This window comes from Streptomyces sp. NPDC102270, assembly GCF_044766405.1.
In the GTDB taxonomy this organism is placed as follows: domain Bacteria; phylum Actinomycetota; class Actinomycetes; order Streptomycetales; family Streptomycetaceae; genus Streptomyces.
In genome coordinates, this window is sequence record NZ_JBIWLX010000004.1 from 468066 (window position 1) to 482642 (window position 14577).

14 protein-coding genes are annotated in these 14577 nt (G+C 71.2%); 6 read left to right on the forward strand and 8 right to left on the reverse strand.

All coding sequences use genetic code 11. The features are described from left to right. Positions 1-55: 55 nt before the first annotated feature. Positions 56-739, reverse strand: a complete 684-nt coding sequence (locus tag ACIRP7_RS10015; protein WP_403655846.1) for a UbiX family flavin prenyltransferase — start codon at positions 737-739, stop codon at positions 56-58. Positions 740-820: 81 nt separating this feature from the next. Between ACIRP7_RS10015 and ACIRP7_RS10020 the strand changes: the two genes are divergently transcribed. Beyond that, positions 821-1423: a rhomboid family intramembrane serine protease gene (locus tag ACIRP7_RS10020; protein ID WP_403655848.1), complete on the forward strand. Its 603-nt coding sequence runs from the start codon at positions 821-823 to the stop codon at positions 1421-1423. On the opposite strand, the gene ACIRP7_RS10025 is transcribed toward ACIRP7_RS10020, so the two are convergent. The 4 genes from ACIRP7_RS10025 to ACIRP7_RS10040 all read right to left on the reverse strand — a co-directional run bounded on the left by ACIRP7_RS10025 (position 1414) and on the right by ACIRP7_RS10040 (position 4878). Further along, positions 1414-1932, reverse strand: coding sequence for a Uma2 family endonuclease (locus ACIRP7_RS10025; protein WP_069762903.1), 519 nt, complete (start codon positions 1930-1932; stop codon positions 1414-1416). The genes ACIRP7_RS10020 and ACIRP7_RS10025 overlap by 10 nt on opposite strands. 101 nt (positions 1933-2033) lie before the next feature. Continuing rightward, the gene (gene mqnP / locus ACIRP7_RS10030; RefSeq protein WP_403655850.1) at positions 2034-2957 is read right to left on the reverse strand and encodes a menaquinone biosynthesis prenyltransferase MqnP; all 924 of its coding nucleotides are present in this window, start codon (positions 2955-2957) and stop codon (positions 2034-2036) included. Continuing rightward, entirely contained in the window at positions 2954-3424 is a 471-nt protein-coding gene (locus tag ACIRP7_RS10035) for a hypothetical protein (protein WP_403655852.1), read from the reverse strand. The genes mqnP and ACIRP7_RS10035 overlap by 4 nt, the downstream gene beginning before the upstream one ends. Next, positions 3421-4878: a menaquinone biosynthesis decarboxylase gene (locus ACIRP7_RS10040; protein ID WP_403655854.1), complete on the reverse strand. Its 1458-nt coding sequence runs from the start codon at positions 4876-4878 to the stop codon at positions 3421-3423. Before ACIRP7_RS10040 ends, ACIRP7_RS10035 begins: the two co-directional genes overlap by 4 nt. Before the next feature lie 87 nt (positions 4879-4965). Between ACIRP7_RS10040 and ACIRP7_RS10045 the strand changes: the two genes are divergently transcribed. Both ACIRP7_RS10045 and ACIRP7_RS10050 read left to right on the forward strand, forming a co-directional pair. Continuing rightward, entirely contained in the window at positions 4966-5358 is a 393-nt protein-coding gene (locus ACIRP7_RS10045; protein WP_403655856.1) for a PLD nuclease N-terminal domain-containing protein, read from the forward strand. A gap of 81 nt (positions 5359-5439) precedes the next feature. Then, positions 5440-6837: a purine-cytosine permease family protein gene (locus tag ACIRP7_RS10050; RefSeq protein ID WP_403655858.1), complete on the forward strand. Its 1398-nt coding sequence runs from the start codon at positions 5440-5442 to the stop codon at positions 6835-6837. A gap of 201 nt (positions 6838-7038) precedes the next feature. Here ACIRP7_RS10050 and ACIRP7_RS10055 read toward each other — a convergent pair whose 3' ends face one another. Then, positions 7039-8013 (reverse strand): isopenicillin N synthase family dioxygenase, encoded by a 975-nt coding sequence (locus ACIRP7_RS10055; protein ID WP_403655860.1) that lies wholly within the window; start codon positions 8011-8013, stop codon positions 7039-7041. Continuing rightward, the gene (locus ACIRP7_RS10060; protein WP_403655862.1) at positions 8006-8455 is read right to left on the reverse strand and encodes a nucleoside deaminase; all 450 of its coding nucleotides are present in this window, start codon (positions 8453-8455) and stop codon (positions 8006-8008) included. Before ACIRP7_RS10060 ends, ACIRP7_RS10055 begins: the two co-directional genes overlap by 8 nt. Positions 8456-8548: 93 nt before the next feature. Here ACIRP7_RS10060 and ACIRP7_RS10065 point away from each other — a divergent pair, with 93 nt between their 5' ends. Further along, complete coding sequence (locus ACIRP7_RS10065; RefSeq protein ID WP_403655864.1) at positions 8549-9838, forward strand: PucR family transcriptional regulator; 1290 nt, start codon at positions 8549-8551, stop codon at positions 9836-9838. Here ACIRP7_RS10065 and ACIRP7_RS10070 read toward each other — a convergent pair. Beyond that, complete coding sequence (locus tag ACIRP7_RS10070) at positions 9796-10731, reverse strand: transglutaminase-like domain-containing protein (protein ID WP_403655866.1); 936 nt, start codon at positions 10729-10731, stop codon at positions 9796-9798. The genes ACIRP7_RS10065 and ACIRP7_RS10070 overlap by 43 nt on opposite strands. A 183-nt stretch (positions 10732-10914) precedes the next feature. On the opposite strand from ACIRP7_RS10070, the gene ACIRP7_RS10075 reads away from it, so the two are divergent. Continuing rightward, a complete protein-coding gene (locus ACIRP7_RS10075) occupies positions 10915-13011 on the forward strand; it encodes a hypothetical protein (protein ID WP_403655976.1) in 2097 nt (698 codons plus the stop codon). Continuing rightward, on the forward strand, positions 13011-14573 hold the full coding sequence (locus tag ACIRP7_RS10080) for a hypothetical protein (RefSeq protein ID WP_403655868.1): 1563 nt from the start codon (positions 13011-13013) through the stop codon (positions 14571-14573). The genes ACIRP7_RS10075 and ACIRP7_RS10080 overlap by 1 nt, the downstream gene beginning before the upstream one ends. Positions 14574-14577 lie beyond the last annotated feature (4 nt).

Consider the following 14577-nt stretch of genomic DNA (forward strand, 5'->3'; position numbering starts at 1 on the left):
GATGAGAGGTACTGCCACGTGCCGTACTGACCGCTTGCCCTACTGCCCGCTTGCCCTACTGACCCGACGGGCCGCCGCCCAGTTCGCCCTGCCAGCGCCGGTACAGGTCGTGCCCGACGCCCGCCGCGTCCAGCACCCGCCCGGCAACGAAGTCCACCAGATCCTGGATGTGGGTGGCGCCCGCGTAGAAGCCCGGCGAGGCCGGGACCACGCTCGCGCCGGCGTCGTCGAGCGCGACGAGATGCCGGAGCGTCTGGCCGTTCAGCGGAGTCTCCCGTACCGCCACGACCAGCGGCCGCCGCTCCTTCAGCGTGACGCTCGCGGCCCGCTGCAGCAGGTCCTTGGACAGGCCGAGGGCGACTCCGGCGACGCAGGCGGTGGAGGCGGGGACGATCAGCATCCCCTTGCTCGGATACGACCCCGAGGACGGCCCCGCGGCCAGGTCACCGGCGTTCCAGTACCGCACGGCGTCGAGGTCCGCCTCGAAGGTGCCGGGCTTGCCGTCGGCCCCCCGGCCCAGCCATTCCCGCAGGTCCTCGCGCCAGTGCGCGTCCCGGAAGGAGATCCCCGTCTCGTCGAGGAGGGTGAGCCGCGAGGCACGCGAGACCACCAGGTCGACGCTCTCACCGGCGGCGAGCAGTGCGCGCAGAACGGACGCGGCATACGGGGTGCCGGAGGCGCCGGACACCCCTACGATCCAAGGCGTACGCCGCGTCTCTCCTGGCTTGACTGGGTTCACACCCCCGAGCCTATCCGGCGTCGCGGGGTGGGAACCGGCCAAGGGGGGTCGGGCGTTCTTCTGAAGGGGAGGGGAGTTGCCATGGCCGGTGGAGAACTCGAGTGGTCGCGCGGTGACCGTGCGAAGGCCGCGGCCAAGCTGATGATGGGCTGGGTCGCGCTGCTGTGGCTGCTCGAAGTGGTGGACGTGGCGAGCGGACACGCCCTGGACGGCCTGGGCATCACGCCCCGCACCCCGTCCGAGCTGGTGGACGTCGTCCCGGCCGCCTTCATCCACTTCGGCTTCGCCCACGTGGCCGCGAACAGTGTCCCGCTGCTGGTCATGGGCTTCCTCGCGGCGCTCGGGGGCCTGCGCCGGTTCGCCGCGCTGTCCCTCGTCATCATCGTGGCCGACGGACTGGGTGTGTGGCTCATAGCCCCGGCGCACACCAACACGGCGGGCGCCTCGGGGCTGATCTTCGGCCTGTTCGGCTACCTGCTGGTGAGCGGTTTCGTGGAGCGCCGCCCGCTGGGCGTGCTGGCGGGGCTGCTGGTGGCGGCGGTCTGGGGCACGTCGATCCTGGTGGGCCTGGCGCCGACGCAGACGGGCGTCAGCTGGCAGGGGCACCTGCTGGGCCTGGTGGCGGGCATCGGGGCCGCGTTCGTCTTCCGGCGGCGGCCAGGTCGGAGCGTCGCTCAGGTCTGAGGCCGGGCCTTCGGGTCGACGGGGAGTCGGGAGGTGGGGATCGTCAGCTTGCCGAGCGGGGAGTCGACGGCCAGGTCGGGGCCGTAGGGGAGAGTGTCGCGGCCTCGGTACCCGTCGGGTCCTGGGTTCCACATGGCGACGGCGTGGCCCTGCAGCGGATCGAGGATCACGTAGTTGGCGATGCCTCGGGAGGCGTACCAGCGCGGCTTGATCTCGTAGTCACGACGCACGCTCTCCGGCGACACCACCTCAGCTACGAACTCGATCAGATCAGCGGGGTAAGAGCTACGGTTCTCGGCCTCTGCCTCTGCTGGGATGACGGCGATGTCCGGGCAGAACTCGTTGGCGTCGTCGAAGGGGAACGCCACATCACTCACCAGGGCCCACTCCGGTGACAGTTGCTCCTCAAGGCCGGCTGACACCCTGAGGATCGTCTTCCCGTGGAACGGCCTGACCGGGTTCATCACGATGCTGCCCTCGACAATCTCCGTCAGATAGCCGGGGAACATGTCCTCCAGCTTGCTGAGCTGCGAGTGCAGGCGGTCAAGGTCCGAGATGACAGTCACGGTGGCCTCCTGAGGTCCTGCCCTCGATGGTAGGCGCACCGTACTTACACGGTCAGACCACGAACCAGGAGATCCAGCAGCGCGCACACGAACAGGGCAATCCCGATGAAGCCGTTGACGCTGAAGAACGCCCGGTTCAGCCGGGACAGGTCGTGCGGCCGCACGATCGAGTGCTCGTACACGAACGCACTCGCCACGATCATCAGTCCCACCCAGAAGAACCCGCCCGCCTCCGTGGCGACGGCGTACCAGATGAGGAGGGACGTCGTCAGGAAGTGACAGACCCGCGCCCCCCGGATCGCCGCCGGGATGCCGAAGCGCGCCGGCACCGACATGACGCCGATCTCCCGGTCCGTCTCCACGTCCTGGCAGGCGTAGATCAGGTCGAAGCCACCGATCCAGATACCGACCGCGAGGCCCAGGATTACCGCGTCCCAGGACCACTCCCCCGTGATCGCTAGCCAGCCGCCCACCGGACCCATCGCCTGGGCGAGGCCCAGGATGGCCTGGGGGAAGTTCGTGAACCGCTTGCCGTACGGGTAGACCACCATCGGGATGACGGCGACCGGGGCCAGCGCCAGGCACAGCGGGTTCAGCAGCGCCGCCGAGCCGAGGAACACCACGACCGCGACCAGCGCACCGGTCCAGGCGTGCTTCACCGACATCGCCCCGGTGACCAGCTCCCGCTGTGCCGTCCGGGGGTTCCGCGCGTCGATCTCCCGGTCGATGATCCGGTTGACCGCCATCGCGAAGGTCCGCAGGCCCACCATGCAGATCGTCACCAGAAGCAGCCGCCCCCAGTGGATGTTCTTGTCCCACTCGAACATCGCGGTCAGCGCGGCGATGTACGCGAAGGGCAGCGCGAAGACCGAGTGCTCGATCATCACCAGGCGCAGGAAGCCCTTCACCTTCCCGGTCGGCTGCGACGCCGGGCCCGGGCCCACGACCCCGTCGGCGGTGGTCATCATGCGAGGCTCCCGAGGAAGGCGTCGAGGTCGGTCAGGAGTGCGGCGGCGGGCAGCGGACCCGTCTCCACGGTCAACGGTGTCGCGTCGTCGTCGGGCGGGATGACGTGCGCCGTGAAGGCGTAGCCGTCCGCGCCGGCCGGACGGGCTTCCAGCCGCAGCGCCGCTCCGCCGTCGACCGTGAACGGACCGTCCGCCGCGGCGAGCCCCGCGCGCAGCCGCTCCGCGAAGTCGGCGGGTTCGGCGTCGCGCACACCGGGCAGCTCGAAGCCGTCGCCCTCGCCGCCGTGCTCGAAGAGGACCGCCCAGGTGTCACCGGGGCCGGCGAGTTCCTCCGGCGTGACGCCCGCCTGCTCGGCGGCCAGCCGGACGCCCGGGTCGGCCGGGTCCAGTTCGGGCCGCACGAGCGCCACGTAGTCGGTGTCGGTACCGATGAACAGGGCCGGACCGCCCACGGCAAGGGGACTCACAGGCCGTACTCCTTCCACCGGCGGTCGACCTTCGCCGCCGTTTCCGGGTCGGACTCCACCATCTCGGGCCAGCCGCCGTCCCGTGTGTAGCCCTCCTCGGGCCACTTCTTCGTCGCGTCGATGCCCGCCTTGCCGCCCCAGAACTGCTGGTAGGAGGCATGATCGAGGTGATCGACGGGGCCCTCGACGACCGAGAGGTCACGGGCGTAGTCGGTGTTGCCCAGCGCCCGCCAGGCGACCTCGTGCAGATCGTGCACATCGCAGTCCGCGTCGACGACCACGATCAGCTTGGTCAGGGACATCATGTGTGCCCCCCACACCGCGTGCATCACCTTCTGCGCGTGCTTCGGGTACTTCTTGTCGATCGAGACGATCGCGCAGTTGTGGAAGCCGCCCGCCTCGGGCAGGTGGTAGTCCACGATGTCCGGCACGATGATCTTCAGCAGGGGCAGGAAGAACCGCTCCGTGGCGCGGCCCAGCGGTCCGTCCTCCGTCGGGGGGCGGCCCACGACGATCGACTGGAGCAGCGGCCGTTTCCGCATCGTCACGCAGTCGATCTTCAGCGCCGGGAACGGCTCCTGCGGGGTGTAGAACCCGGTGTGGTCCCCGAAGGGCCCCTCCGGCAGCATCTCGCCCGGCTCCAGCCAGCCCTCGATGACGACCTCGGCCTGCGCCGGGACCTGCAGCGGGACCGTCTTGCAGTCCACCATCTCGATCCGCTTGCCCGCGATGAACCCGGCGAAGAGGTACTCGTCGATGTCTCCGGGCAGGGGGGCCGTGGAGGCGTAGGTGACGGCGGGCGGGCAGCCGAAGGCGATGGCCACCGGGAGGCGTTCGCCCCGCCGGGCCGCGACCTGGTAGTGGTTGCGGCTGTCCTTGTGGATCTGCCAGTGCATGCCGATGGTGCGCTTGTCGTGGCGCTGGAGGCGGTACAGACCGAGGTTGCGGATCCCGCTCTCCGGGTCCTTGGTGTGGGTGAGCCCCAGGTTGAAGAAGGACCCGCCGTCCTGCGGCCAGGTGAAGAGGGCCGGGAGCTGGTCGAGATCGACGTCGTCCCCGGTGAGGACGACCTCCTGGACCGGGGCGCCCGCGGACTTCACCTTCTTCGGCGGCACGTGCGCCATCGCGCCGAGCTTCCCGAACGCCTCGCGTACGCCCACGAACCCGTGCGGCAGCTCGGGACGCAGCAGCCCGCCGATCTTCTCGGAGATCTCGCCGTACGACTTCAGGCCCAGGGCCTTGAGCAGGCGCCGGTCGGTCCCGAAGACGTTCATGGCGAGCGGCATGGCCGACCCGCGGACGTTCTCGAAGAGCAGCGCGGGGCCGCCCGCCTTCTGGACCCGGTCGACGATCTCCCCGACCTCCAGATAGGGGTCGACCTCGGCCTTGATCCGCTTGAGGTCTCCCTCGCGTTCCAGTGCCCTGAGCAGGGAGCGAAGATCGTCGTAAGCCATGGGGTCAAGTATCCCCGAGCCGCTACCCTGACCCCGTCAGGGGCCCGTCACAGGCTCCACACCACGTTCCCTGGGGGGCCAAAGCACATGTTCCGGCTGCTGATGTACCTGATCCCGCTGGCGCTGACGATCTACGCGTTCATCGACTGCCTCAACACCCCCGAGGACGAGGCCAAGCACCTTCCCAAGATCGCCTGGGTCTTCATCATCCTGCTGTTCTGGATCGTCGGCCCCGTGGCGTGGCTCGCGGCCGGCAAGCAGCGCACCGTGCCGGCGGACGGCCGTACGCCCTCGGAGTGGCACCGCAACCACCGCACGCAGTACGTCGCTCCCGACGACAACCCGGAGTTCCTGAACTCCCTCAAGGCCGACAACAAGAAGGACGAGGCCCTCCTCAAGGACTGGGAGGCCGACCTGCGCCGCCGCGAGGAGGAGCTGAAGCGCCGCGAGTCCGGCGAGGACCCCAAGGACGCCTCCTGACAAGGTGTACGTCGGCGGGCTCCCCGAAACGGACAGTGCGCCCCTGGGCGCAGGCCGGTACGGACCGGACACTTACCTCGCATGACGACAGCTCCCGCCGACTCCGCCGGCACCCTCGCTCCCGCATACGGTGACAAGGTCATCGCCGTCGAGTCGGCGGGCTCGGAACCCATCCCCGAGTCCGAACGCCACGGCGGCCCGCTCCAGCTCCTGTGGACCTGGGCCTCCCCCAACATCGAGTTCGCCACGGTCTTCATCGGGGTGATCGCGGTCCTCTTCTTCGGTCTGAGCTTCTGGCAGGCCACGGCCGCCATCGTGCTCGGCACCGCCCTCGGCGCGCTCACCCAGGGCGTGCTGTCCCTGGACGGACCCCTCTTCGGGGTGCCGCAGATGGTGATCGGCCGCCTCTCCTTCGGCCACCGCGGCAACATCCTGCCCGCCGCGGCCAACGGCCTGGTGGCGGGCGTCGGCTGGTTCGCGGTGAACAGCGTCAGCGCGGCCTTCGCCCTCAACACCCTGACCGGGCTGCGCCCGTTGCCGTCCCTCCTGCTCGTGGTGGCCGCCGAGATCCTGATCGGCTTCATCGGCCACAACTTCGTCCACGTCTTCGAGAAGTACGCCTTCCCCGCCCTCGCGGTGATCTTCCTGCTCGCCGGGGTGTGGACCTTCAAGGACGCGCACCTCGGCGGGGGCGGCACCGGCGGCGGTATCGGCGGCTTCCTGCTCGCGTTCAGCGCGGCCTGGGGGTACGCGGCGGGCTGGAACCCGTACGCCTCCGACTACTCGCGCTATCTCCCCCGTACCGCGAACCGGTTCAGGACGATCCTCTACCCGGCTCTCGGTCTGTTCCTGTCCGTCTCGGTGGTCGCGGTGATCGGCGCGGCCTCGGCGACGATCGTGTCCCCGAAGGACGCCACTCCCACGGCGGCCTTCACCGGCCATCTCCCGGGCTGGCTGGGCGATCTGGTGCTGCTCGCGATCATCCTGGGCGCGGTGTCGGCGAACGCCCTCAACGTGTACTCCGGCGCGATCTCGGTCGCCTCCTTCGGTCTGAACCTCCCCGCCTGGCTGAGCCGGAGCGTGCTGGTCGTGGTCTCCGGGGTCGCGGGCACGGCGGCGGCGTGGGCCTCGCTCTCCGACGCGGGGGCGTCCTACGAGGCGTTCCTGCTGGTGATCGCGTACTGGGTGGCGCCCTGGCTGGGCGTGGTCCTGGTGGAGCGGTGGCTCCGGGCGAAGGTGCCTCACGAGCAGCTGGCGGCCCGCCTGACCGACCGCGCCTTCACCAACTGGCCGGGGCTTGCGGCCCTGTTGATCGGCGTGGCGGTCTCCGTGCCGCTCTTCTCCAACCAGGAGGACTACGTCGGCTACGTGCCGGAGCACTGGCCGTCGTTCGGGGACATCACCCCCGTGGTCGGGTTCGCGGTGAGCGCGGTGCTGTACGCGGCGCTTCGCGTACGCCGGGCGACAACAGGCCGGTGACAGAGGGGAGTTGAGCGGCGTCGGGTTCGTCCTGAGGGCGGCTCGGCCCACCTTCCGGCCCGGTGTCCGTCGCCCGGGCCGGCGCCGTGGACACCGGCGGCCGTGGCCCGCCGAGGACACCGGTCAGGTTGTCCTCTGCGGAGACCGGCCTCCTGTCCCACGGGGCCCTCGCCCCGCCCCCGCCTTGGGAGACCGGTCGTCTCAGTCCACCGTGATCGAGTCCAGCTTCTCCCGCAGATACGCATGCGAGTCCACCGCCTCGTAGGCCACCCGTCCGACCGGTGCCGGGACGGACTCGACGGTCGTGCCCGGGGTGCACTCGCCGAAGTAGACGAGGGACATCAGCTCCTCGGCGGGCGCGTCGGCCGGGGGCGGCAGCACCCGGTGCCGTCCGGACCGCCACCGGTCTCCCGTCCAACGGGCCATCAGGTCACCGATGTTGATGGTGAAGGCGGCCGGGTCGAAGGGTGCGTCCTCCCAGCCGCCCTCGTCCGTGAAGACCTGGAGGCCGCCCTTGCCGGCCTGCCGGTCGAGGATCGTGACCGTTCCGAAGTCGGTGTGCGGGCCGATGCGGAACTGACCCGGCTGCGGCTCCCCGGTCACCTCGGTGCCCGGATACCAGTTGATGTTGAAGCCGTACGTCGGATGGTCCATGTGCCGGGAGAAGAAGTCGGCTCCGGGACCGAGGGCCTCCCCGAGCAGGGAGAGCAGCTGCTTCTCCAGCTCGGCCATCTTCTCCAGGTACTCCTCGCACAGGGTCCGGAGCTCCGGTACCTCGGCGGGCCAGACGTTCGGCGCGTACCACTCCGCGTTGACGACCGGGTCCTCGAAGGGCTCGTGGGTGGCGAAGGTCAGCGACTCCTTCAGGTCCGGCGGGGTCTCGGTGCCCTCCGAGTAGCCGTTGGCCTCGGCGCCGGGACCGAGCCAGCCGCGGCCGCCGACCTTCGCGGTGTACGGCTGCTTGACGTCCCCGGGCATCCGGAAGAACGTCCGCGCGGCCTCCCGGATGCGGGAGCGCAGGACCGGGTCGACGCCGTGTCCGGTGACCAGGAAGAACCCGGCGGTCTGCAGGGCCTCGTCCAGGGTGCGGGCGATGGCGGCGCGGGCGTCGGGGTCCGTGGAGAGCCAGGACCCGAGGTCGATGGTCGGGATGCGGGGCTGGGGGGTGTCACTCACCGATGTCCTCGTTCCACAGTGCCGGGTTCTTCTCGATGAAGTCGCGCATCAGCTGGACGCACTCGGGATCGTCGACGAGCACGATCTCCACGCCGTGTTCGGCCAGCCAGTCGTGGCCGCCGTGGAAGGTGGTGGCCTCGCCGACCACGAGCCGTCCGATCCCGAACTGGCGGACCAGTCCGGAGCAGTACCAGCAGGGCGAGAGGGTGGTCACCATCGTCGTCCCGCGGTACGTCCGCTGCCGTCCCGCGGCCCGGAAGGCGGCCGTCTCCGCGTGCATGGAGGGGTCGTCGTCCTGGACGCGCCGGTTGTGGCCGCGCCCGAGGAGGGCGCCGTGGGCGCCGTAGAGCGCGGCCCCGATGGGGATACCGCCCTCGGCGAGCCCGGCGCGGGCCTCCTCGACGGCGGTGGCGAGCCACTGGTGTGCCTGTGCCTGATCCATGTCTCTCACTCTCCTGTGGCCGAAACACGAGGGCAACGTGCGGAAAGTACTCTCCCGGCAGCCCACAGCCGGACGAACTGTCGGGAGGCGTCCATGCCCGCACTCACCCTTCGCGAGATCCTCGCCCTCGATCCCGTCCGCGCCGCCGAGCCCGAGCTGCTGGCCGGACACACCGCGCTGGACCGCCCGGTGCGCTGGGTGCACTCCAGCGAGGTGTACGAGGGCGCGAACTTCCTGGACGGCGGCGAGCTGCTGCTCACCAACGGTTTCGGGCTGACGGACGCCGCCGAGGAGGTCCGACGGCGGTACGTCCGTGAGCTGGCCGCCCGGGGCGCCGCCGGCCTCGCGGTGGAGGTCGGCCGGTCCCTGCCGGTCATGCCCGCCGAGGTGGCCGACGAGGCCCGCCGCCTGGGCCTGCCCCTGCTGGCGTTGCACCGGGTCGTGCCCTTCGTCCGGCTCACGGAGGCCGCCAACCGCGCGATCGTGGCCCGCGGACTGTCGGGCCGTACGGTCGTACGACCCTGGGGCGACGACCATACGGCGGCCCTGCTCGCCGACCTCGCCGACCGGGCGGCGCTGAACCAGCCGGAGGTGGAGGCGCGGGCCGCGCTCGCGGGTTTCCATCCCGGCCCCGGTGCCCGTCTGGTCGGGGTGTCCCTGCACGGCACGCGGGAGGTCGCGACGGTCGACCGGGCGGTACGGCTGCTGGGCGGGGCGGGGGTGATGCGGGCCGCGTTCCCCGGGGACGTCCTGGCGCTGCTGTCCCTGCCGGAAGCGCGCACCGGTGACCCGGTGAAGGCGGTGCAGGAGGCCTTTCGCACGACGGCCGCTCCCGGCCTCACCGTGGCCGTGGGGCACGCTGTCGCCGGGGGCGGCGGCTGGCTGCGCTGGAGCGACACGCTGCGGACGGCCCGTACGACACTGGAACTGGCGTTGACCGTCCCCGCGGCCGAACCGGGCGTCCCCGAAGGCCCGTTGGTGACCTCGTCGCGGGCGCTCGCGCTGGAGCGGGAGCTGACGCGGGGCGGGGTGGACGCCAACCGCGAGCGCCTGGCGGCCCTGGTCCAGCACGCCCTGGGGCCCTTGCTGGCCTGGGAGGCGGCCCACCCCAGCGACCTGGTCCGCACCCTGGAGGTCCACCTCCGCAACGGCTGCTCCCCGACCCGCACGGCGTCCCTGCTCCACATAGGCCGCCAGTCCCTGTACCAACGCCTGGACAGAATCGAGTCGTTGCTGGGTCTGGACATCAACGACCCGGACCTGTTGGGCGAGTTGCTGACGGCGACCTGCGCACACCGGGTGGCCATGACGGCGCGACACTCGGAGTCCCAGCGAACCGCCTACCGCAAGGTCACCAGGCTCGTCCCGTTGAACGGCGCGTAGCACGTCACCGTCCGAGGCGTCCGCAACACGTCGTCCTCGGTGAACAGCTTCCGCGCGGCCGCGAACGAGACGTCCCCGCTCACCACGGGCGCCACCCGGTCGTAGAACTCCCGCGACGCCTCGGGCAACGGCGTCCCCGGCTCCCCGTCGTCCTCACCCCAGACGTCCCACAGCAGCGTCTCCACCTTGTTCACCGCGGCGAGGTCGAGCCGGATGTTCCCGGCCACGAACCGCTCGCCGAAGAAGGGTCCGTCCTCGGGCCGGTGCAGCCCGAACTCCGTCTCGTCCGCACCGCCCTCTCGGATCGCCCGCCAGGCCTCCCCGGCGACAAGGAACCGCGCCCGGGGGACGTCCATCGGGTCGAAGTCCACCGGCCAGTGGGCGGTGATCTCCGGGTCGGTCAGCTGCGCGTCCGCCAGCAACCAGCCCCGTTCCGCATCCCAGTACTCGGTGACCACGTGGTCACCATGGAAGCCGGACGGCGAGAAGTAATCGGCGAACCCGGACCGCAGCCGGGCCGGGATGCCGGCATGGCGCAGGAGCGAGACGTGCAGCAGCGTGAAGTCGCGGCAGACCCCGACGAACCGGTCGCCCGGCTCGCGCCGCACGGTCAGCGGGGCGTGGTTCCGCTCGACGAGGATCCGCAGGACGTCGTCGATGTAGCGGGACTCCGCGTCGTTGTGGAGGCGGTCGGCCGGGTGGGTGTGCCCGAAGAGCTCGCCTTCGACACGATGGATCATCAGATCGCGTACGACACGGGCCAGTTGGGCGGGATCGCGCGGCAGTCCGTCGTAGCGGGAGACGAGATCGCCCGGGTCGGAGAACGCGCTCTGCTCGGCGTAGAAGGAGAGGGAGAGGGGCACCAGGGGCCTCCCGAAGGCGTCATCGACCACGCGTTCGATTACGGGCCGGCGCACTCCACCGTGTCAAAATTCGCCGCCCCCTGTCCATGGTCAGGAACCAGCCAGGACGGGTCTCGCGACGACACTTTCGTAACCCAACGGACATCACGCGATCTAGTCCGAACCAACTCCCCTTCCTTACCCTGATGTTGATAGACAGCGCGCATGGGGGGAATGCGGGTGCACAGACAGCTGCACGGGCGCGGGGCGCTGTTCGACGCGGATCCGGCGGGGCTCGCACCACGGCTCGTGGGGCTGCGGCCGCACCAGCACCGGGCCCTCACGGTGGAACATCCGCAGGAACTGCCCTTCGTCGTGCTCACCGGCGCCCGCGGCATGGGCAAGAGCGCCCTGCTCACCGAGTTGCGGGAGGCCTACAAGGGGCACACCCCGGTCGCCCTGATCGACTGCGAGGCGGCCGAGTTCGCGGCGCCGCCCGCGGGCCGGGACGCCGAGGCCTGGTCACCGGTGTCGCAGGCCCTGCTGATGATCGCCGAGCAGCTCGCGGAGCCGGTGACCGGAGCCGGGCGGATCACCTTCCCGCGGCTGATGTCGGGCCTTGTCGCGGTCGCCGCAGGAGGATGGCGGGACGCCGACTCGGAGCGGATCCGGCGCGAGGTCGAGCGGATCCTGCTGCTCAACGAGAGCGGGTCGTGGATCGCCGGGTTCGCCGGGCGCTGGGCCGGGCGGGTCGCCGCCAACGTGGCGGCGGCGGCCACCGGGACCGGGCCGCTGCTGTCCTCCGCCATCGAGGCCACCCTGGAGTCCATCTCCGACAGCTTCGTCCACCGACGCCGGCAGCGGGCGGCCACCTGGTGGCGGGACTACCCCAACGCGAGTCGCAACGCCCGGCGCGGACTCATGCTGCTGTCCGGGCACTTCAGGGCCGGCGGCACCTCACGCGAACACGCCGAACGCCATCTGGTGCGGGCCCTGCTCGCCGACCTCACCGACGCCTACACCGGCGTACTGCCGCGCATGCAGCGCCTGGGCCGGCCCGTCGTCCTCGTCGACAACGCGCAGTCCGCACCCGGCCCCGGCCTCACCGACCCCGTCCTGCGCGACCGCTCCGAGGGCATCGCCGACCAAGTCGTCTTCATCACCGCGCTGCGCGGCACCGGCCGCCCCGCCCTGCGCAACGCCGTACGGCACAGCCTCCCCGAGGTCGCCCGGCGCAGCGACTGGACGCCCGATCCCGCGTCCCCCTCCTCCCGCGCCCTGCTGGTCTTGCTGCCGCCGCTGACCGCCGACGACACCCTGCACATCGTCGACGAGCACCAGGTGCCGCCCCACCTCCCGCACGCGGTGCACCGGCTGACCGGCGGCAACCCGCTCGGCATCACCCTGCTCACCGAGTCCGCCGCCCAGAACGGCACGGCCTCTCTCGGCGAACTGCTCCTCTCGGACGTACGGCTGCACGAGGACCGCGACGGCAGACCCACCTACGTCGAACTCCTCGACCGGCTCGTGCCCGCCGACCGGCTGGAGGAGCTCACGGTGCTGGCCGCCGCCCACGACCACGACTCCGCCACCGCCCTGGCCGAGGCCCTCCTGCCGGACGACTTCGGCCCGGCCGACGTACGGGCCCTGCAGACCCGGCTCGTCCAGGAGGGGCTGCCCGAGGTGCCGGGCCGGTTCGTCGGCGACCCCTTCGTGCGGACGCTGCTGCTGCTCCGGCTGCACCACCGCTCCACCGACCACGGGCGCTGGCGCGAGGCCCACGAGACCCTGATCGCGCACTACGCGCCCACCGGCCAGGACGAGGCCCACGCCCGCTACCGCCTCCACCACGAACTCGCCCTCGGTACCACGGAGTCGGCCGTCGCCCACCTGCGCGACACCTTCACCGCCCTGGACACCCGCACCTGGCTGCGCACCCTGCGCTTCGTCGCCTCCGCGCCCTACTTCCACGCGCACGACGCCGAGGGCCACGACTTCGCCGCCCGCGACGACCGGCGCGCGGCGATCGCGCTCGGCCACACGGACGCCGTCCAACAGGTGCCGGCCGACGTGGACCCCGTACTGCATCTGCGGATACGGCGGCTGCTGCACGCGGTGTGGCAGCTGACGGACCCGCTCGCACTGCCCGATCCGAAGGTCGGCGACCGGCTGCGGTTCGAGCTGGAGCAGCTGTCCAACCTGCGCCCGGCCGGCAACGCCCTGCTGTGGCGGGCCTCCCGGGACTGGCCCGAGGACGCGCTCGCGGGACGCCCGCTCAGGGTTCCCGACGGCAACGACGACGGCGACAACGACGGCGAGGGGGACGCGTGATGGCCGGCCGAGGCTTCGGAACATGGCTGCGGGAGGGCGTCTGGGAGATCCCCCTGCGCCGGTACATCGCCCTCCTGCTGACCCTCGTGGTGCTGGGCGGCCTCGGAGCCGGGGGCTGGAAACTCGCCCAGGACGACCGCTCCTGCGCCGAAGGGGTCGTCAGACCGGAGGGCAGCGACGAGTGCGTGGGCGTCTCGGCGACCGGCTACGACTGGGGACGGGCCCCGTTCACAGCGGTGGTCAAGGCGATCGACCGGGAGAACAGGACCATCAAGGGCCCATACGTCACCGTCGCCCTCTTCGAGCCCTTCACCGCGACCGACGCCGACAACCTCGGTGACGTGCTGCACGAGCTCCAGGGCGCGTATCTCGCGCAGTACCAGGCCAACCACCGGTCCAACGGGACCGTCCCGGCGATCCGGCTGGTGCTCGCCAACCCGGGTGCCACCGGCGCCCACTGGGAGCACACCGTCGACCAGCTGGCCGGCATGACCGGCGGGAAGGACCGGCTGCGGGCGGTCGCCGGGGTCGGACTGAGCACCGCCGACAACAAGCGGGCCGTCACCGCGCTCACCGCCCGCGGCATCGCGGTGATCGGCACCTCCATCACCGCCGACAACCTCGCCAACGGCCAGGGCGGCAAGGATCCCTTCCCCGGGCTCGCCCGGGTCGCCCCCACCAACACCGACGAGGCCCGCGCGCTCACCTCCTTCGCCCAGGTCGCCGCCGACAAGGCAGTCCTGGTCCACGACCAGAAGGCGGACGACCAGGACAACGGCGACCCCTACTCGCTGACCCTCCAGCGCTCCTTCGAGAAACTGCTCAAGGGATCGCCGTACGCCCCCTGGTCGTTCAACCCGCCCGACGACCGCAGCCTGGAGGGCTCCACCGCCAACGACTTCGAGCAGATCACCCACCTGGTCTGCGACACGGACGCCGGCACCGACACCATCCTGTTCGCCGGACGCCACACCCAGCTGCGCCAGTTCATCAACGCGCTCGGCGAACGCGGCTGCCAGAAGCGGAGGTTCACCCTGCTCACCGGCGACGAGGCGTCCTACCTCACCGGTGACAAGGACCTGAACCGCGACGCCCTGAACCGCAACCTCACCGTCCGCTACACCGCCCTCGCCCACCCGGACGCCTGGCTGAAGTCCGCGCCCCCGACCGGCGGTTCGGCCGCCGACGCCCAGGTCCTCCAGGAGCTGGTGCGCGAGGGCCAGGGCGACAAGGTGGGGCCGATCGGCGACGTCGACCTGGAGGACGGGCAGCTGATCATCGCCTACGACGCGATGCGCCTGACGTACCAGGGCATCCGGTTCGCCAAGGGCACCAAGGACATCCCCACCCTGGAAGAGGTCCGCAACGAGTGGCGGCTCATCAAGGGCACCCAGCAGCGCGTCAACGGCGCGAGCGGCTGGATCTGCCTCGACAACCACGGCAACCCGTACGACAAGGCCGTACCCATCGTGGAACTGACCCCGCAGGGCACGGCCCGTTTCGTGCGGATCGCCTGGCCGGAGGGCAGGCCGCCGGCGAAGGAGTGCCTGCCGCCGTCGTAACCGG

What these genes read in the sequence shown, in the direction of transcription:
- ACIRP7_RS10020 (WP_403655848.1), top strand. Translation starts at nt 821, where the DNA reads ATGGCCGGTGGAGAACTCGAGTGGTCGCGCGGTGACCGTGCGAAGGCC.
- ACIRP7_RS10060 (WP_403655862.1), bottom strand. Translation starts at nt 8,455, where the DNA reads ATGGATCAGGCACAGGCACACCAGTGGCTCGCCACCGCCGTCGAGGAG.
- ACIRP7_RS10040 (WP_403655854.1), bottom strand. Translation starts at nt 4,878, where the DNA reads ATGGCTTACGACGATCTTCGCTCCCTGCTCAGGGCACTGGAACGCGAG.
- mqnP (WP_403655850.1), bottom strand. Translation starts at nt 2,957, where the DNA reads ATGATGACCACCGCCGACGGGGTCGTGGGCCCGGGCCCGGCGTCGCAG.
- ACIRP7_RS10080 (WP_403655868.1), top strand. Translation starts at nt 13,011, where the DNA reads ATGGCCGGCCGAGGCTTCGGAACATGGCTGCGGGAGGGCGTCTGGGAG.
- ACIRP7_RS10065 (WP_403655864.1), top strand. Translation starts at nt 8,549, where the DNA reads ATGCCCGCACTCACCCTTCGCGAGATCCTCGCCCTCGATCCCGTCCGC.
- ACIRP7_RS10075 (WP_403655976.1), top strand. Translation starts at nt 10,915, where the DNA reads ATGCGGGTGCACAGACAGCTGCACGGGCGCGGGGCGCTGTTCGACGCG.
- ACIRP7_RS10050 (WP_403655858.1), top strand. Translation starts at nt 5,440, where the DNA reads ATGACGACAGCTCCCGCCGACTCCGCCGGCACCCTCGCTCCCGCATAC.
- ACIRP7_RS10025 (WP_069762903.1), bottom strand. Translation starts at nt 1,932, where the DNA reads ATGTTCCCCGGCTATCTGACGGAGATTGTCGAGGGCAGCATCGTGATG.
- ACIRP7_RS10045 (WP_403655856.1), top strand. Translation starts at nt 4,966, where the DNA reads ATGTTCCGGCTGCTGATGTACCTGATCCCGCTGGCGCTGACGATCTAC.